The following is a 17049-nucleotide window of genomic DNA, read 5'->3' on the forward strand; positions in this document are numbered from 1 at the left end:
TGATGTGATCCCTGTCCGGCCCGCCGAGTTGGAGACCCGCCATGCCCGAGGCAGTCATCGTGTCCGCCCTGCGCACCCCCGTCGGCACCGCCCGCAGGGGGACCCTGCGTGACACCACCGCCTTCGACCTGGCCCACCGCATCGTCGAAGCGGCCGCGGCCGGGCTCGACCCGGACCGCGTCGACGACGTGATCCTCGGTGAAGGCCTCTACGGCGGTGGCGTCCTCGCCCGGCACGCCGCGCTCACCACCGGCCTCACCGCCGTCCCGGGGGCGGCCGTCAACCGGCACTGTGCCGCCGGGCTCGCCGCCGTGGCCGACGCCGCCGCGAGCATCCGCGCCGGCATGGACGAACTGGTGATCGCGGGAGGCGTCAACTCGGCCTCCACGGCACCGAAATCAGCCTTCCGTGTCGACGGTGAATGGGTCGAGCCCTGGATGCCGCCCACCCATCCCCACCGCCCGGACGCCCCCAACAACGACATGTCGATCACCATCGGCTGGAACGTCGCCCGGCGCGCAGGAATCAGCCGCGCCGAGATGGACGCCTGGGCGCTGCGTTCGCACCAGAATGCCGTGCGCGCGATCGACGAGGGCCGTTTCGATGCCGAGACCGTCCCCGTCGACACCCCGCACGGGCTCTTCGCCGTGGACGAACACCCGCGCCGCGACACGTCGTTGGAGAAGCTCGCCGCGCTCAAGCCGCTGCACCCCGAGATCGAGGGCTTCAGCATCACCGCCGGCAACGCCTGCGGTGGCAACGACGGCGCGGCGGCCCTGGTGGTCGCGAGCGGGCCGACGGCGGCCGCCCAGGGCCTGCCCGTGCTGGCGACCGTACGGGCCTGGGCGTCCGTCGGCGTGGACCCCGCGGAGACCGGGCTCTCCCCGGTGCAGGCCATCCCCAAGGCGCTGTCCCGCGCCGGCCTCACCACCGCCGACGTCGGCCTCTACGAGATCAACGAGGCCTTCGCCTCGGTGGCCGTGGCCGCCGTGAGACGTCTCGGCCTCGACGCCGACCGGGTCAACGTCAACGGCAGCGGCTGCTCCCTCGGCCATCCCGTCGCCGCCACCGGCGCCCGCATGCTGGTCACGCTCGTGCACGAACTGCGGCGCCGGGGCGGCGGAATCGGGGTGGCGTCGATGTGCGCCGGAGGCGGCATGGGGTCGGCGATGGTGGTGGAGGTGCCGGCGCCGTGAGGCGAGCGCCGGGACGCCGACCCGAAGTCATCCCGGCTGCTCGGGCGTGAAGCGCAGCAACGCCTCCTGGGCGTAGGACGCGACCAGGGTGCCGTCCTCGGTGAGGACGTCGCCCCGGCCGAAGCACCGGCCGTGCGCCAGGACCGGGCTGTGCTGCCGCAGCAGCAGCCAGCCGTCGGCGCCGAACGGCCGGTGGAACCAGACGGTGTGCGAGGTGACCGCGGACGCGAAGGCCGTCCCGGAGTCGTGCTGGGTGACTCCGGCGAGGGGACGCAGGGCGGTGCCGATGAGCGTCAGGTCGGTGGCGTAGGCGGTGAGCGCCGGGGCCAGGTCCGGCTCGGCTGCGGGGCAGCGCATCCACAGTTCGAACTCCGGCGGCTCGGAGGCGGGGGTGTCCAGGTCGGCGGTGGTCCGCGTCTCCCAGGGGATCGGGTGGAGGTCCCCGCGGTGTTCGGGGCCGGGCAGCGCGGGTGCGGCCGGGATCGTCTGGCGGGCGGGGCCGTCCTCCGGGACGTGCAGGGACACCGACGCGGTGGCCACCACACCCTGCGCCTGCCGGGCGACCACCGTCGACGCGGCGAAGGAACCCCCGTCGTGGTGGCGCCGTAGCTCGTAGCGGACGGGCTCTGCCGGCCGGCCCGCACGGGTGAACAGGGCATGCAGGGACTTGACGTTCTTGCCGGGGCAGCCGAGCTGCGCCGCCCGGACGAACTGGGCCAGCAACTGCCCGCCGAACAGCCGGTGGTAGCCGAGTCGTTGGTTGCTCGCCACGTAGACGGGGCCGCTCTCCTCGTCGTGCACCTGGAGGTCGAGGCAGCGCAGGAGGTCGTCCCAGAGGTCACTCACGGCAAGTGGCATGCCAGCGAGGGTAATGGAAATATTCGAATGCGAGAATGGTGCTCTCGAAGGTTCGGAAGCGCCGGGATGACGGGTCGATCGCCGGGCGGCGAGTCGGCGGCTGGGGCGGCGGGCCGACTGACGGAAGGTGAGCCGACTGCCGGACGGTGAGCCGGTGGCCGGTTTGGCGGCCGACCCGGCTCGCCCTGCCCTCTACTCGCCGGTGATCCCGCTCGCGCAGAAGTCCCAGATCTCCTCCGCGGTCAGCGGGTGGGCCGCGTCCTGGCCGCTGGACTGGGCGTTGAACATGACGGTCTGCATGGTCAGCGCCGCCACCCGCTTGGCCTTGTAGCCCGGGCGGAGCACGTCCGCTTCCTCCAGGCTCTCCATCAGCTCGGTGAAGAGCGCGAGCAGCGGCGCGTTCGCGACCCGCATCTCGGCCGGGTGCGAGACCAGCAGGCGCAATGCGAAGTCGCTGAACAGGGGGCGCTGCTTGCCGGTCGGGTCGGGGCGCGAGCTCTCGAACAGCTCCTGGACGACCACCCTGAGCCGGTCCAGCGGATCGGACTGCTCGGCCGCGATGGCTCGCAACTGGTCCGCTGATTTGCCCATCGCGTCCTCGAACAGGGCGAGCAGCAGCTCGTGCTTGCCGTCGAAGTGCTGGTAGAAGCTCCGCAGTGACTGCTTGGAGCGGTCCACGACCTCCTGCACGGTGAAGTCGGTCGTGCCCTTCTCCGCCATGATCGCCTGGGCCGCGTCGAGGAACCGCTCCACCCTCTGCTCCGCCCGGCGTTTCGCCGCCTGGGTGGAACGCTCGACCGCGCGCTGCTTCCAGGCCGGTTCCTCGGTCGAGGTGCTGCTCACGGGCTGATCCGCCTTCTGTGCCATGGGGAGAACATTACTGCACCACACCGGCAAGCAACCTATATCCAGTCTGGACATCACCGCAGATCTGGAGGAGACTGCTGATTCCTAATTGGGAGAATGTGATTCTCATCTTCGTGCTCGGAGGTGCCGATGCTGTTCGAGTTCGACGCCGAGCAACGGCTGTGGCAGGACACCGTGCACAAGGCCGTCCTCAAGGACTGCCCGCCGGCGCTGGTGCGGTCCGTCGTGGACGACGGCGCCGATCCGGACCCGCTGTGGCGCGGCTACGCGGACCTCGGCTGGACCGAGCTGACCGACCCGGCGGACGCGGTGGAACTGGCGATCGTCCTGGAGGAGCTGGGCCGGGCCGCCGACCCCACGCCCTACCTGGCGACCCTGACCCAGTTCGCCCCGCTGGCACCGGAGTTCGCCGATCCGGGCCGGTCCGGCGCGGCCGTCCACGAGGGCGTCACCGCACGGCCCGCCGACGGCGGCTGGGTCCTGGAAGGCACCGCCCGCCACGTGCTCGACGGCGATCGCGCCGACCGCCTCGCCGTCGTCACCGACGCCGGCGTCTTCGTCGTACCCGCCGCCGAGGTGACCGCCGTACGCACCTCGGTCTTCGACCCCGTACTGCACCTCGCCGACGTCACCTTCGCGCGGGTCCGGGTCGGCGAGGGCGAGCGCAGCGGGGCGGATCCGGGGAACGCCGGTCATGTCGCGCTCACCGGCATGGCCCTGACCATGGTCGGCGCCTGCCGTCGCGCGCTCGACCTGGTGCTCGACCACATCCGCACCCGCCGCCAGTTCGGCGCGCCCATCGGCTCCTTCCAGGCCGTCCAGCACAAGGCCGCCGACATGCACGTGGCGATCGAACGGGCCCGCGCCCTCGCCTACTTCGCAGCCGTCACCATCGCCGAGGACGACCCCCGGCGCGGCCTGGCCGCCTCGATGGCCAAGGCGTCGGCGGGGGAGTGCCAGGCGCTGGTGTTCCGCAATGCCGTGCAGCTGTTCGGGGCGATGGGGCACACCTGGGAGAACGACCTGCAGTTCGCGGTCAAGCGGGCGAAGGCGGGCGAGCTGATGCTCGGCGGGGCCGCCGAGCACCGGGCGCTCATCGCCGACCGGTGGGTTGCCGAGGCGGTGTCATGAGGCTGTCCTTCGATGCCGAAGTCGAGGCCTTCCGCGCCGAGTTCGCCGCGTTCCTGGAGGCCAACCTGCCGGCCGAGGCGGCGGCCGCCGAACGCTCCCGCTCCACCGCGCACCTGCCGGAGTGGGCCAGGCGCTGGCAGCGACTCCAGTTCGACGAGGGCTGGCTGCTGCCCGGCAACCCGCCCGAGTTCGGCGGCCGCAACGCCACCGTCGTCCAGCAGTACGTGCACCGCGAGGAACTGTCCCGGCGCCGTATCTGCCACAGCTTCAACCCGCAGGGCGTCGGCATCATCGCCGCTTCGCTGCTCTCCTTCGGCACCGAGGAGCAGAAGCACCGCTGGGCCGTGCCCATCCTGCGCGCAGAGCTCACCGCCGCCCTCGGCATGAGCGAGCCCGGCGCCGGCTCCGACCTCGCCTCCCTGCGCACCCGCGCCGTACTCGACGGCGACCACTTCACCGTCGACGGCCAGAAGGTCTGGACGTCCGGCGCCCACGACGCCGACGTGCTCCTCGCCTTCGTCCGCACCGACCCGGACGCCCCCAAGCACAAGGGGATCAGCGTCCTGCTCGTGCCCACCGACACCCCCGGTGTGACCCGCCGCCCCTTCGCCTCCTACACCGGCCCCGACGACAAGGACTTCAACGAGGTCTTCTTCGAGGACGTCCGGGTCCCCGCCGAGAACCTCGTCGGCCCCCTCCACCAGGGCTGGCGGGTCGCGAACGGTTCCCTCGGGCACGAGCGCACCCTGATGTGGCTGGGCGAGGCCGAACGACTGGAGGCCGCCGCACGCGACTTCCGGCCCGCCGACGCCCTGCAGAAGGACTGGTACGCCACGCTCGTCATGGACCTCCAGGCGCTACGGCTGCTCGGCTCGGCCGCCCTGGCCCGCGCCGCCCGCGGCGAGCAGGACGTACCGGCGCTGTCCGTGCTCAAGGTGTTCGGCTCGGAGGCGGCACAGCACGCCCTGGAGCGCGTCCTGGAGGCGTCAGGACCCGACGGCCTGGCGCATCCGGCGCGGACGGCGCCGTACCACCACATGAGCTTCGACGACGACTCCGCCAGCTGGTTCAACCGCTTCGCCCGCAGCTTCGGCGGCACCATCGCCGGCGGCACGTCCGAGATCCAGCGCACGATCATCGCCGAGCGGGTGCTCGGTCTGCCCCGACGCTGAGGAGACGTCCGTGCACATCCTGTACGAGGTCAAGGACGGCATCGCCACCCTCACCCTCAACCGGCCCGACGCCGCCAACGCCCAGAACGCCGCCCTCCTCGACGAACTCGACGCCGCCTGGACGCGGGCCGCCGAGGACTCGGAGGTGAAGGTGATCGTGGTGCGCGCCGAGGGGAAGCACTTCTCCGCCGGGCACGACCTCAAGGACCGCTGGCCCGGCCCCGACGAGATCACCCTGGAGTGGATCTACCGGGCCGAGAACCGCAGGTACCTGGAGTACACGCTGCGCTGGCGCAACGTACCGAAGCCGTCGATCGCCGCCGTGCAGGGCCGCTGCATCGCCGGCGGACTGATGCTGTGCTGGCCCTGCGACCTGATCGTGGCCGCAGAGGACGCCCTGTTCTCCGACCCGGTCGTCACCATGGGCATCGGGGGCGTCGAATACCACGGCCACACCTGGGAGTTGGGCGCCCGCAAGGCCAAGGAGATCCTCTTCACCGGCAGGCCGCTGACCGCCGAGGAGGCCGAGCGGGTCGGCATGGTCAACCAGGTCGTGCCGCGAGCCGAGTTGGACGCGGCCACCCGTGAACTCGCTGCGCGGATCGCCCGGATGCCCGCCTTCGGACTGCGCCAGGCCAAACGTGCCGTCAACCAGACCCTGGACGTCCAGGGCTTCTACGCCGCCGTCCAGTCGGTGTTCGACATCCACCAGACCGGCCACGGCAACGCGCTGAGCGTCAGCGGCTATCCGATCCTGGCGAAGCTGGACGAGATGAAGCAGCAGCTGCGTTAGTGCCGCTCGGCCAGACTCTGGGTGCCGAGCACCGAGATCAACTCCAGCTTCTCGGCGGCCTCGGTGCCCGGCTCGGCCGAGTACACGAGGATGTGCAGGTCGTGCTGTTCGACACGGAGCTGGTCGCAGTCCAGCGTGAGCAGGCCCACCTGCGGATGCTCGATGGTCTTGCGCGACGCCTCCAGCCGGCCGACGACCCCCGCGTCCCACAGCTCCGCGAACCGCTCGCTCCCGGCACGCAACTCCGTGATCATGCGCTGGAGTTGACGGTCGGCCGGATAACGGGCGGCCGTGGAGCGCAGCTCGGCGACCATGCCGGTCTCGAAGGCGCGCCGTTCCTGGGGTGAGTGCCGCACCCGGGTCGGCCAGCCGAGGAAGTTACGCCACACGCCGTTGCGCTGGAAGCCGCGCAGGCCCGACGGATCGCCCATCAGTGCCCCGTACATCGGGTTGGCCACCAGTAGCGTCATGGCCGCGTCGGAGACCGCGACCGGAGTGCCGGACAGCCGGTCCAGCAGCCGCTGCACGCTGGGCGTGAGGTACCCGGGAACCACGTCCGGACCCGGCGGCACCAGTCCCGCCAGCCCGAACAGATAGGTCCGCTCGTCCGCGGAGAGCCGCAGCGCCCGCGCCAGTGCCTCGACGACCTGCACGGACGGATTGACCGCCCGGCCCTGTTCGAGGCGCGTGACGTAGTCGACCGAGATCCCGGCCAGCAGCGCCAGCTCCTCGCGCCGCAGACCCGCCGCGCGCCGCTGGCCACCGGCCGGCAGCCCCGCCGCGTCCGGGGCCACCCGGTCGCGCCAGCGCCGCAGAGCCCGCCCGAGTTCTGTCGCCGTCATGCCCCCAGTCAACACCGCCGGCCGCGGATGTGCCTGGTACCGGCAGTCCCAGTCTCCGACTGCCTCACGTCGCTCTTTGCGCAGGTCAGACGGGCCCTTCAGGGGGGTGGGAAGGTGCGGGTCGAATCCGGGTCGTATTCGCCTTGCTCGGTGCGTTGTTGCAGGTCAACAGCATGATCAGGCGTCATGGCGGGGGGTCGCGTGAGCGGCTGCCGAATCCGAGGGAGGGTGGCCGGCGGCTTCTTCGTCTGATGGTGGTACACGCGCAGCTCTGCTGTGAGCCGGGGAAACGAGTCAGTTCGTCGGTGGTGGAGTATCGAACCTCCGTACCCGCAGCCTGCCTCGCCCGGCTCCTCTCCTCCGAACATGGCAAGACCATCGCCGGCGCGCGTTCGCCGCCGGGATCCCCCATCTGCTCAAGAGTGAGTTCACCGACAAGGCCGGCGCCGACAGCGACGTCCACTCTCTGCGCGTCCCTCACCGCCATCCTGCAGTTGCTACAGGCGTCGTCGCTCAGCACCGTCGCTCCTTCGCGCTGCTGGCTCAGCGTGGACGCCCGCCAGGCATGGGCGTCCGCGGTCGTGCCCGGCGCCACACGGGCGGCCGCGATCACCAGCCGGGTGTCGGCGTCCACGATGACCTGCATGTTTGCTGACACTCGGCAGTTACGCGGAGAGGCCGCCACACTCCGGTTCCGCAGCATGATCAGCGTGCCGTACACGATCCATAACCGGTCTGTGGCCTCCGCTGGGCGGTCGGCGGGCTTGGTCGAGAGCAGAGACCCAGCCGTTGGGATGACCCGGCACCCGGTCGAGGAGGAGACACCGAACAGCGGGTCGAGCTGCCTCATCGTGATGTTCGTCCGGTAGTGAACCGCGACCAGAAAGCATCCTCTTGGCCAGCGGCAGCGCCCACGGCCGCCCCCGCAGAGCGCCGTCGCCGCCCCGCTCCCACACCACCTTCAACAGACCCGAGAACTGCGTCCGCAGCCCCGTGAATGTCTCCACTCACATCCGCTCAGCCCTTAACACCCCAGCCATGCACAGGAGATGACCAGCTCAGAGCCTTGTTCAACACCCTTCAGGTGGGTCGAGGGCGGGGAGAGAATGCGATCTGTTCCGGCCTGAGCTTTTCGAGGCCCGGCGCGTATATACGGTCGGCGTTGTGGAGGGCGAGTCGCATGTTGGCTAGGGACCGGAGAGGGGTGGGGTCGCAGGTGACGTTGTCGAAGGCGTTGATCCTGAGTTCTTCGAGGTTGGGGAACCGGTCGGACACCAGGTCGAAGCGGATGTCGGACCGGGACGTGCTGAGTCCGAGACTTGTGATGCCTTCCATGGTGGGTGTGCTGGTGAAATCGGGGTCGGTGACCTGAAGGTGAGTGAGCCGAGGAAGTTCCGAGAGTTCGGCCCACTCGACCGCGTCCAGGACATGGTTGACGACGACGTCTTGCAACATGGTCCAGCGGGTGGGGCCGGTGACGGATGCTCCGGTAGTGCCGCCGAGCCACATGTGGGTAACCATTTAGAGCGTGCGATTCGCTTGGACCGATGCAATGTAAGCACCGGCAGCGAAGAAGAGGGCGGCGGTACCTCCTGTGGCCACGAGGACTGCACAAAGGCAGTCCCACCATGGCTTATCGAAGGCCCGTGCTATCAATCCGGAAACGACACCCGCCAACACGGAGAAGACGATGACGAGGCCCGCCTTCAAGTATGGGTAGATGAATCGCCTAAAGTCGTTTCCGGAAAGCGGTGTTGGCATGAGATATCCTCAGAGTGATTGTGGTAACGATCATGGTTTCACCTCTTGATTTACGTGCCTACAGCCATGACGGTATGGAGTGGAAGCTGCCTCGCCGGCTGATCCGGAAAAGGTTACTAATCGGCGAGCCTTGAGTTAGGGGTCTCTCATTGGACTTCTCCTGGGGTCGAGTTGGAGTGGTCACGCACAGGTGGCGTCAACTCACGGCAGAGGTGATCTCGCCGCTCGCTCAGAGGTTGTCTCATGTGGCAAGTTCCACGAGCTGCTTGTAGCGGCTCAGGGCGGTGGCCTTGGCCAGGCTTCGGCTTTGCCGGTCGCTGCGGTCCACGTACGGGATCTTGAGGCCACGAGTAGCCCATGGCAGGCTCATGCCGCATGATCGATGAATTCGCGAAGGACAACCTGCACGAGAGACTGCGGCGGGACCGCAAGGCGCTGCTCTGGAAACTCGACGGCCTGTCCGAATACGACGCCCGCCGACCTTTGACGGCGACCGGGACCAACCTCCTCGGCCTGGTCAAACACGTGGCCAGCGTCGAGGCCAGGTACTTCGGTGAAGTCTTCGACCGGCCTTCCCCGGAACCGCTGCCCCGGTGGCAGGACCACGACGGCAGCGATCTCTGGGCGACTGAGGACGAGGCGCGGGATCAGATCATCGAGTCTTACCGGCGCACGTGGGAGCACTCAGACGCGACGATCGACGAGCTTGCCCTTGATGCCCCCGGCCTCGTGCCGTGGTGGCCGGAGCCCTATCAGAACACGAACCTGTTCGCCATCCTGGTCCACGTCCTCGGCGAGACCAACCGGCATGCCGGGCACGCCGACATCCTGCGCGAAGGCGTCGACGGCCGAACCGGGATGCGCCCCGAGCACGAGATGCAGATCGATGAAGAAGCTCGCGCCGCCTACTGCGCGAAGATCGAGCAGGCCGCCAGATCGGCCGCATCAGGCAAGGGTTAGACGGTGTCCCACGTGACTTGATGCTCGAGCGGCATGATGTCGGCCGTGAGTGCTGCTCTGTCGAAGCGTCTGGTTCCTGATGCGCTCTGGGAGCTGGTCCTCCCGCTACTGCCGTCGTTCGCGGCTCGACCGCAAGGTGGCGGGACCGCTCCGCGTGACGAGCGGGCCGTGTTCACCGCAGTGGGGTACGTGCTGACCAGCGGCTCACAGGATCTTGCTGAACAGCTATGGTCAGGCGTGACTGATGTGACGATCTGACCGTTCGGGTGGATGTGACGACTCGACCATGGATCGTGGACGACGACTTGTGGGCGCTGATCGAGCCGCTGTTGCCACCTTGGCCCGAGCGGTCGCTGGGCCGAAACCGGTGCAGGACCGGTTGTGCCTGCAAGGCGTCCTGTACGTCCTGTACCAGGACATCGCGTGGCAACTCCTGGAGCTGGAGCTGGGGTTCGGCTCGGGACAGACCTGCTGGCGCCGCCTGGACCGCTGGCAGCAGGCTGGAGCCTTCGATCAGCTGCACCGCATCCTGCTCGCGAAGCTGCATGCGGCTGGCGAACTCGACTGGTCCCGTGCGTCCGTGGACGGCTCCCACGTCCGCGCAAAAAAAGGGGGTGTTGCGACCGGTCCGTCACCGGTCGACCGGCGGAAAGCGGGCAGCAAACACCACCGTGGCCGGCCGCCCGGGCCGTCCCCGCCGACGTCCCGAGTCCGTGCTCGGCGACAAGGCATACGACTCCCGGGCCGTGCGCAGCGAACTGAGGCGGCGCCGGATCCTGCCGGTGATCTCCCGCAAGGGCTCCCCGAACATCAAGGGCCTGGGCAAGCTCCGTTACGTCGTCGAGCAGACCTTCGCCCTCCTCCACCAGTTCAAGCGCCTCGCTGTCCGGTGGGAGCGACGCGTCGAACTCCACGACGCCTTCCTCTCGTTGGCCTGCAGCCTCATCTGCTGGCGCCGCCTGAAGAGGCCCGCTCATGACCCTGCTACGAGCTCAAAGCCCCGGTCGAACGGCCCTAGGCCAGCTGACCAGGCCACACAGGAGGGGCCACTGGGTGGCCGATCGGTAAATGAGTAGCGTGTTGTTACGGGTGTCGGAACACTGCCTCGGTGACCAGTACTGCACCGTCTCAACTGCTGCGCCCTCGCGCCCTCGTACCCGGGGACCTTGTCGTCGTCGCGGCGCTGTCCGGGCCGCTCCACACCCAATACGCACCCGATCTCGAACAGGCGGTGGCCGAGATCGAACGGATGGGATTCCGGGTGCGCCTCGCGCCGCTCCTCGAAGCCGGACGGCGCCGCTGGTGGAGCGCGGCGCGGCCGGACGAGATCGCCAAGGAGTTCAACGGTCTGCTGCGTGATCCCGAGGTGCGCGCGATCGTCGCGCACGACGGTGGCCAGACGGTGTTCGGATACCTCGACCTGATCGACTTCGACGCGATCAGGGCCGATCCCAAGCCGATCCTCGGCTACAGCGACATCTCACTGCTGCACCTGGTGCTCTACGCGCGCACGGGTCTGGTCGGGTTCCATGCCGACCTGGCCACGCCCGGTCTCGGCGGGCACTGGCAGAGAGTGTCCGCGGCTCGCCGGGAGGAGCTGGGGAAGCTCTACTCGACGCTGCTGACCGGCACGGAGGCGATCGGTGCGCTGCCCGCCGGCCCGTCGTGGGAATGCTGGCGTGCCGGACATGCCGAAGGTCCGCTGATCGGTGGGGTCATCAATCGGATCGTGCTGGCGCAGGCGACGCCTTTCGCGTTGCCGCTCGAATGTTTCGACGGCGCGGTGCTGTTCTGGGAGGAGCTGGGCGGCCAGGCATCGTACGTGTGGAGCTGTCTGCAGATACTGCGGCACAGCGGGATTCTCGATCGGATCTCCGGCATGGTCGTGGGCATTCCGGAGGCGATCGAGGGACTCGACTCGCCCGATGGCTCTCCGAGCCTGGCCGAGATCGTCCTCGACGTCCTCGGTGACCGCGACATCCCGGTCCTGGGCAACGTCGAAGTCGGACACGCAGGCCCGAATCTGCCGATGCCGGTCGGCATCCGCGCCGCCCTCGATGCAGAGGAGCGGACGTTGTCGCTGCTCGAACCGGCGGTACGGCCGCACGCGATGACGGGACCGGTCGGCTGAGCGACGCGCATGAGTGAGCAGACGGCCTCGGCAGCAGCCCAGGGGCTGATTCATGCGTCGGTGCTCGTTGCCTTGGGTCGTCAGTTCGGCCTGCAGGAAGGGCCGTTCATGAACACCTGGTGGCTCATGGTGACCAGCCTGTCCAGGAGTGATTCGGCGACGACCGGGTGTGGGAACAGCGAATACCAGCCCTGGGGCGCCCGGTTGGATGTGATCACGATCGAGCGGCTCGCGGCGATGCGTCGGGAGATCACCTTGTAGAGGTCGTCGGCTTCGTTCCACGGACCTTCTCACCCTCACGCCGCGGTGGTCAGCCTCAAGCTGATTCTGAGTCCTGCACAGGAGGGGTCGTTGGGGTCAAGTCCGGATCGGTACTGCTGAACCGGGTGTTGCCGGGCTGATCGGTGTTTTCGGCGACGGGAACAGCGCACGGGTTGATGTCCCGTCAGGCTCGTGCGGGGTCGGGTGCAGAGGCGAGGTTGGCCGGGCCGGCCGACGAACTCGCAGCACCCACCGCAGGCTCCGCGACGCGGATACGCCTGACTGTCAGTCGACCTCGGACCGTTCGACGATGCTCAGCCCAGTCTCACCCGGGCACCGAAAGACCTCAGCCGCGCCGAACTGATGAAGACGATTGAAGCGTTGCGTGCCCGCGACGCGAGGTCGAAGCCGGGCGTCGCGAGGGTACGGCCCGTTGGCCGCCTCAAACCGTCGACAGCGCCGCATCGCGCCAAGCGTGGGGTTCCCTCGCCCAGCCCTACTACGGTGTGGAGATGAAGTTTCTGGCCCAGGCGCCGTCCTCCCGGTCGCGGTCAGTTCTTGACGCCGAAGAAGGTGAGCTGCTCCATGGCGGGGGTCGAGCCGCCGCCGTACTCCTGGAGGTAGGCGGCCGCCGGGCCCGCCCGGTAGAGGGGGCTGTCCACGGTCAGATGGTCCTTGCTGTGCTTCCGGTCCACGGGGCCGGTGACGCTGTCGAGCCAACGAACCGACGCGGCTGGGTCGGAGCCGGGGTGGTCGAACCGGGCGCAGGCGCGCAGGAAGTCCGCCCGGCCGGGTGCCTTCACGGTGGCCCCGCATGACAGGTACTCCAGATCGCCGGCCAGGTCCCACAGCCCAGCCACCCAGAGTTCGGTGCCGCTGGACGGATGCGTGGTTCCTGCGGCATGCCATACGGCGGGTCCGCTGCCTTTCGGTATGGCGTCGAGCTTCTTTCGGGCGGCAAGGCTGATGTGCCACTGCCGGGTGAGGGCGTCGATGAAACCCGTACCCGTGTAGTGCCGCGACAGCACCCCGTAGGAGTACCCCTTGGGGAACCCGGGCTCGTCGACGTTGATCGGCGTGGTCGGCCAGGCCGAGAGGTCGAAGGAGGCGGAGGCCGACGGGGACGGCTCGCCGGAGGTGGGGGAGGACAGCGGGGCGGTGGCCGCCGGGCTCGGGGTCCCGGCGGAGGAGGTCGTGTGGTGCGAGGACGAACACCCGGCGAGAGGCAGGACCAACGCCACCATGGCTGCGGCGAGTTGGCGGGGGCGGATGGCGGGCAGGTGCATGGACGGGGCTCCGGGACGTGGGGCGGGGACGTGGGGCGGGGACGTGGGCGGCGGTGCGCCGGGCGGACCGGCCGGGGCCGGGGGCGCGGGCGCACCGCCATGGTGGGCGAGGAAGCAGGAGGCGTGGTCAGGAGTCGGTGAAGCAGTGGTCCGAGCTCGCGACGGTGGTGGTCGGCTGGAAGACGACGGCGTCGTAGGCGACGTCCTGGTCGCCCGTGTAGTCGCTGCGGCTGACGTTGTCGAGTTGGATGTTGGCGCCCTGCCACAGTCGCAGGGTGCCGAGATCCACCCAGACGTCGTTGCCGTTGCTCTTGGTCGCCTGGTTGACGTTGCACACGTGAGTGGGCTTCGCGCCGGCGTTGTTCATGCCGACGTGGACGGTGTAGGGCACGACGGCCTGTGCCCCGTGGTTGGGTAGGTGGACGAAGATGTCGTACAGCACGCCGTTGGTGCCGTAGTCGGCCATGAGGGCCGGGTCGGGGGTCCAGGTGGCCAGGACCTTGTGCCACAGGTCGCCCGCTTCGGCGACGGCGCCGCCGGGGTAGGCGTGGGTGAACCAGGCGTGTCCGTCGTAGCCGGCGCCCAGCTGGTGCAGGTCGATGGGGGCGATGTCGCCGGTGGCCCGCCAACTGTCGTCACCGCGTTGGTAGGTGAAGTTGTCTCCGAGCTGGAGGGTGAACTTGCCGTCGTTCGTGCGGGAGTCGGCGCAGCCCTGGGTGTTGTCCTTCGGGTCGGGCACGTCGTCGATCAGCAGTCCGGACGGGGCGCCGCCACAGGGGCCCGCCGTGTACTGGCGGTTGAGGGCGGGCTCGCCGGAGCCGAGGGAGTAGACGAGGTTCTCGCTGGAGCCGGTGGTGCTGTCTTCGCCGCCGCCCCAGCTGACCGAGCCGCTGAACCAGCAGGTTCCGTCCTCGGCCGGGCATGGGTCGGTGCCGGAGGCCGCGCCGGGGTCGCAGTTGTTGGAACTGTCGCAGTAGGCGCGGTAGTCCAGGTCGAGGTTGAGTTTGCCGGCCGGGCTGGTGCCGCCGACCGGGAACTGCGGCAGCGCGTAGGAAGGCTGGCTGTTGTAGGTGCGCTGGGGTGTCTCGACCCAGCCCATGATCTTCTCTTCGTAGGGCCAGTTGGCCGGGTGCGCGGCGTCGTCGTAGGAGTCGCGCAGGAAGGGGGCCCGGTCGGGCGGGTAGTTCGGGTTGGCCGGGTTGTTGAACCAGCCGAGTCCGGTCTGGCCGTCGTTGGCGGAGGCGTCGGTGTAGACGCCGCTGTTGTAGCCCCACAGCGCCATGAACCAGTTCTCGATGTAGGCCGAGTTGCCGGTGTTGACGTTCATGCCGAGCGTCTTGAGCTGGTTCCAGGTCTTGCTGAGGATCTGCACGCCGGCCGCGATGTTCGCGGCGTAGTCGGTGGCGATGGCGTACGCCTCGGTCGGCTCGTAGGGGTCCGGCTTGGCCTCGTTCATGCCGCTGGTGACCTGGGCGATGCCGTAACCGCAGTCGGCGACGGAGCCGTTGGGGTAGGTGTGGATGCTGTCGGCATTGCCGTAGTAGTCGCCGAGCAGCGGGTTGCCGCCGTCGCCCGGGACGGAGTGCCAGGACGCCTGCTTGAAGTTGGACTCCTGGGCGAGGATGCCGAGCATCACCTGGGCGGGCACGGTGCCGCCGCCGGTCAGCGTGACCCGCGGGAAAAGCGACTCGGGGTCGTAGGCCGAGCTGCCGGTGCCGAGGTAGTTCGCCGGCCGGGTGATATCCAGGTCACCGTGGACGGCCTGGTCGACGGCCCACTCGACCTGGTTGGCGCTCGGCTGGAGGGCCTGGGCGTTGACGTTGTTGCGCTTGACCAGGCAATTGGTGAAGTGTGACTGGGGGTTGGGGTCGGTCGGGGTCACGCCGGCGTGTGCCAGGAAGTCCTTCTCCGACTGGCCGTCGACGGTGGGTTCCACGTCGTCGGGTGCGTCCGCAGCCGCTGCCACGTCATCGGCGGTGGCGGCTTCGGCGGCTGTGGCCTCCGGGGTGGCGAGTTCCGTGGTGGCCGTGCTGCCCGAGGAGGTGGCGAGCGCGCCCACCGTGAGCAGGCCGGCGCCCTGGCCGTCGGCGGAACCGATCTTCGCGGTGATGCCCTTGAGCTCTTGCGAGGCCACCGAGGTGGTCAGCAGATGCCCCTCGCGTGAGGCGGCCACCGGCTTGTCGGTGCTGCTCGCCTTGACGAGGCCGGGGGCCTTGGCGGTGTCGATGCCGGACACCTGACCGGCGACCAGGTCGCCGCCGTCGCGGGGGAAGAGGGCGAGCTTGCCCAGCGGGGCGCTGCCCAGGGCGGTGAGTTTCGTACCGGTCCAGCGGCGCAGGACGTCCTTGCCGCCGTCCACCTCAGCCACGTCGACGCCACCGCCCGCCGCCGGTGCCAGGGCGAAGGCACGGCCGGGCAGGTCGGTGAGCGTGCTGGTCCTGCCGTCGGAGCCGACCCTGACGAGCCGCCCGCCGAGCACGCCGAGGTCGCCATCGGTGGAGGGCAGCGGGTTGGTCAACTGACCGGCGACGGTGCTCTTCCCGACGGTCCTGCCGGTTCTCGCATCGATGTCAAGGAGTGTCGTGGTGCCCTTCGCCGAGTCGCCGACCGTCGTACGGGTGAAGGTGACGGTGTCACCGGCGCCGCAGCCGGGCGAGAAGTAGGCGAGCTGCACCTTGGTGGCGGCCTGGGTCACCTTTCCGGTGTCCAGGTCGACGACGGCGGCGAAGGCGTCGTGCTGCATCAGCGCCGGTGTGTTGACGGCGGACGAGGGCGCGTAGACCGCGGCCGCGTACCGGCCGGAGCCGGTCTGGCAGACGTATCCGGTCCAGGGGCCGATCCCGTCCAGTCCTTCCTGGGTGAGGTCGGCGACCTCCCGGTAGGTGAAGGACTTCGACTCGTCGGCCACCAGGATGTGGAAGCCCTCCGAGTCGCCCGTGCCGGTCACCGCACGGTCGGAGGACGACTGCCAGCCTTTGCCCAGCGTGGTGTCCGGGGAGGTGAACAGGCGTCCGCCGGTGTGGGACTCGGCGGTGGGGGCACCGGTCGGGGTGGTCGCGGCGGCCGCGCCGGTGGCGGGCAGCAGTCCGGCGGCGAGTGCCGCGCAGGAGACGGCGGCCAGTCGGGACACCAGGCGAGCGGTGCGGGCCCGGGAGCGTCCGCGGCGACCGGACCGCCGCGTGTCGGCCGGTGTGCTGGTCAGTGCCATGCGGTACACAGTCCGTGGTCCCCCTCCTGCTGCCAGACCTCCGGCGCGGGGTCCGCGCCGGGCCCGTCGTCCTCGGCGCATCCCTTGGCCTGGGCGTTGCCGCCGACCATCGGCGTGGGCTTGGCCACGTCCCCCGGGTTCACGTAGTCGGCGGTGTGGTACGCCTCCGTGCCGCCGAACTGCGGCAGGTAATAGATGTCCGCGGCGACCGGGTAAGTCAAAGCGGACGTCACGTAGGCCCAGGACGCGTCGCACTCGGGGGAGTGGTAGAAGCGCACGGACAGATTGGTCGCGTCGACCTCGTCGAGGAGCCGTGCGTCACCGTCGCAGCCCATTGTCACCGGACTGGCACCGTCGCACGCCGACCCCTGGCACCCCACCGCCGAGGCCGGAGCGGAGACGGCGAGCACGCCGCCGACGGCCAGGGCGAGGGTGAGTAAACAGGACGGGAAGCGTCTTCGTCTAGGCATGAACCATCCTTTACGAAAGGAATTAAGGTAAATCTCATGCACCGGAGGTGGGTTCACCGAGACACCGCACAACGCGCCGCCGCCACCCCCGTAGCCGTCACCGAGCAGCGCGT

General features: G+C 69.4%; 15 protein-coding genes and 2 pseudogenes. 8 read left to right on the forward strand and 9 right to left on the reverse strand.

Going from position 1 to position 17049, the window contains the following annotated elements:
- Positions 1–41 precede the first annotated feature (41 nt).
- Entirely contained in the window at positions 42–1196 is a 1155-nt protein-coding gene (locus tag ACZ5K7_RS21065) for a thiolase family protein (protein WP_468915219.1), read from the forward strand.
- A gap of 27 nt (positions 1197–1223) precedes the next feature.
- On the opposite strand, the gene ACZ5K7_RS21070 is transcribed toward ACZ5K7_RS21065, so the two are convergent.
- Both ACZ5K7_RS21070 and ACZ5K7_RS21075 read right to left on the reverse strand, forming a co-directional pair.
- Positions 1224–2054 (reverse strand): acyl-CoA thioesterase, encoded by an 831-nt coding sequence (locus ACZ5K7_RS21070; RefSeq protein ID WP_468915221.1) that lies wholly within the window; start codon positions 2052–2054, stop codon positions 1224–1226.
- 192 nt (positions 2055–2246) lie between these two features.
- The gene (locus ACZ5K7_RS21075) at positions 2247–2921 is read right to left on the reverse strand and encodes a TetR/AcrR family transcriptional regulator (RefSeq protein WP_351702479.1); all 675 of its coding nucleotides are present in this window, start codon (positions 2919–2921) and stop codon (positions 2247–2249) included.
- 129 nt (positions 2922–3050) lie between these two features.
- Between ACZ5K7_RS21075 and ACZ5K7_RS21080 the strand changes: the two genes are divergently transcribed.
- From ACZ5K7_RS21080 to ACZ5K7_RS21090, 3 genes are read left to right on the forward strand one after another with little or no spacing between them, the layout of a single operon-like run.
- Positions 3051–4052 (forward strand): acyl-CoA dehydrogenase family protein, encoded by a 1002-nt coding sequence (locus tag ACZ5K7_RS21080; RefSeq protein WP_468915224.1) that lies wholly within the window; start codon positions 3051–3053, stop codon positions 4050–4052.
- Positions 4049–5224: an acyl-CoA dehydrogenase family protein gene (locus tag ACZ5K7_RS21085; protein ID WP_450972575.1), complete on the forward strand. Its 1176-nt coding sequence runs from the start codon at positions 4049–4051 to the stop codon at positions 5222–5224. The genes ACZ5K7_RS21080 and ACZ5K7_RS21085 overlap by 4 nt, the downstream gene beginning before the upstream one ends.
- A gap of 10 nt (positions 5225–5234) precedes the next feature.
- Positions 5235–6017 (forward strand): enoyl-CoA hydratase, encoded by a 783-nt coding sequence (locus ACZ5K7_RS21090; RefSeq protein WP_468915225.1) that lies wholly within the window; start codon positions 5235–5237, stop codon positions 6015–6017.
- On the opposite strand, the gene ACZ5K7_RS21095 is transcribed toward ACZ5K7_RS21090, so the two are convergent.
- The 3 genes and pseudogenes from ACZ5K7_RS21095 to ACZ5K7_RS21105 all read right to left on the reverse strand — a co-directional run bounded on the left by ACZ5K7_RS21095 (position 6014) and on the right by ACZ5K7_RS21105 (position 8368).
- On the reverse strand, positions 6014–6859 hold the full coding sequence (locus ACZ5K7_RS21095; protein ID WP_468915227.1) for a helix-turn-helix domain-containing protein: 846 nt from the start codon (positions 6857–6859) through the stop codon (positions 6014–6016). The two genes, ACZ5K7_RS21090 and ACZ5K7_RS21095, sit on opposite strands and share 4 nt — an antisense overlap.
- 463 nt (positions 6860–7322) lie before the next feature.
- Positions 7323–7866: pseudogene (locus ACZ5K7_RS21100) on the reverse strand (helix-turn-helix domain-containing protein); the annotation flags it as partial.
- Between the two features lie 73 nt (positions 7867–7939).
- The gene (locus tag ACZ5K7_RS21105) at positions 7940–8368 is read right to left on the reverse strand and encodes a hypothetical protein (protein WP_468915228.1); all 429 of its coding nucleotides are present in this window, start codon (positions 8366–8368) and stop codon (positions 7940–7942) included.
- Positions 8369–8995: 627 nt separating this feature from the next.
- Between ACZ5K7_RS21105 and ACZ5K7_RS21110 the strand changes: the two genes are divergently transcribed.
- The 4 genes and pseudogenes from ACZ5K7_RS21110 (at position 8996) to ACZ5K7_RS21125 (ending at position 11711) form a co-directional block, all read left to right on the forward strand.
- Positions 8996–9580: a DinB family protein gene (locus ACZ5K7_RS21110; RefSeq protein ID WP_402041669.1), complete on the forward strand. Its 585-nt coding sequence runs from the start codon at positions 8996–8998 to the stop codon at positions 9578–9580.
- Positions 9581–9625: 45 nt separating this feature from the next.
- Positions 9626–9838: a transposase gene (locus ACZ5K7_RS21115; RefSeq protein ID WP_468915231.1), complete on the forward strand. Its 213-nt coding sequence runs from the start codon at positions 9626–9628 to the stop codon at positions 9836–9838.
- A 14-nt stretch (positions 9839–9852) separates the two neighbouring features.
- A pseudogene (locus ACZ5K7_RS21120) lies at positions 9853–10548 on the forward strand (transposase); the annotation flags it as partial.
- 140 nt (positions 10549–10688) lie between these two features.
- Entirely contained in the window at positions 10689–11711 is a 1023-nt protein-coding gene (locus ACZ5K7_RS21125) for a S66 peptidase family protein (protein ID WP_468915233.1), read from the forward strand.
- 80 nt (positions 11712–11791) lie between these two features.
- Here the strand turns inward: ACZ5K7_RS21125 and ACZ5K7_RS21130 are convergent, their stop codons facing one another.
- The 4 genes from ACZ5K7_RS21130 to ACZ5K7_RS21145 all read right to left on the reverse strand — a co-directional run bounded on the left by ACZ5K7_RS21130 (position 11792) and on the right by ACZ5K7_RS21145 (position 16936).
- A complete protein-coding gene (locus ACZ5K7_RS21130; protein ID WP_468915235.1) occupies positions 11792–11965 on the reverse strand; it encodes an ATP-binding protein in 174 nt (57 codons plus the stop codon).
- A 558-nt stretch (positions 11966–12523) separates the two neighbouring features.
- On the reverse strand, positions 12524–13258 hold the full coding sequence (locus ACZ5K7_RS21135) for a hypothetical protein (RefSeq protein ID WP_351702453.1): 735 nt from the start codon (positions 13256–13258) through the stop codon (positions 12524–12526).
- A gap of 127 nt (positions 13259–13385) precedes the next feature.
- Positions 13386–16466, reverse strand: a complete 3081-nt coding sequence (locus tag ACZ5K7_RS21140; protein ID WP_468915237.1) for a hypothetical protein — start codon at positions 16464–16466, stop codon at positions 13386–13388.
- Entirely contained in the window at positions 16457–16936 is a 480-nt protein-coding gene (locus tag ACZ5K7_RS21145) for a DUF2690 domain-containing protein (protein ID WP_351702447.1), read from the reverse strand. The genes ACZ5K7_RS21140 and ACZ5K7_RS21145 overlap by 10 nt, the downstream gene beginning before the upstream one ends.
- Positions 16937–17049 lie beyond the last annotated feature (113 nt).

It is taken from the genome of Streptomyces sp. NPDC031497 (genome assembly GCF_055580905.1).

Bases quoted from the DNA above. Each gene is read 5' to 3' on its own strand.
- ACZ5K7_RS21065 (WP_468915219.1), top strand. From the start codon at position 42: ATGCCCGAGGCAGTCATCGTGTCCGCCCTGCGCACCCCCGTCGGCACC.
- ACZ5K7_RS21070 (WP_468915221.1), bottom strand. From the start codon at position 2,054: ATGCCACTTGCCGTGAGTGACCTCTGGGACGACCTCCTGCGCTGCCTC.
- ACZ5K7_RS21075 (WP_351702479.1), bottom strand. From the start codon at position 2,921: ATGGCACAGAAGGCGGATCAGCCCGTGAGCAGCACCTCGACCGAGGAA.
- ACZ5K7_RS21080 (WP_468915224.1), top strand. From the start codon at position 3,051: ATGCTGTTCGAGTTCGACGCCGAGCAACGGCTGTGGCAGGACACCGTG.
- ACZ5K7_RS21085 (WP_450972575.1), top strand. From the start codon at position 4,049: ATGAGGCTGTCCTTCGATGCCGAAGTCGAGGCCTTCCGCGCCGAGTTC.
- ACZ5K7_RS21095 (WP_468915227.1), bottom strand. From the start codon at position 6,859: ATGACGGCGACAGAACTCGGGCGGGCTCTGCGGCGCTGGCGCGACCGG.
- ACZ5K7_RS21105 (WP_468915228.1), bottom strand. From the start codon at position 8,368: ATGTGGCTCGGCGGCACTACCGGAGCATCCGTCACCGGCCCCACCCGC.
- ACZ5K7_RS21110 (WP_402041669.1), top strand. From the start codon at position 8,996: ATGATCGATGAATTCGCGAAGGACAACCTGCACGAGAGACTGCGGCGG.
- ACZ5K7_RS21135 (WP_351702453.1), bottom strand. From the start codon at position 13,258: ATGCACCTGCCCGCCATCCGCCCCCGCCAACTCGCCGCAGCCATGGTG.
- ACZ5K7_RS21140 (WP_468915237.1), bottom strand. From the start codon at position 16,466: ATGGCACTGACCAGCACACCGGCCGACACGCGGCGGTCCGGTCGCCGC.
- ACZ5K7_RS21145 (WP_351702447.1), bottom strand. From the start codon at position 16,936: ATGCCTAGACGAAGACGCTTCCCGTCCTGTTTACTCACCCTCGCCCTG.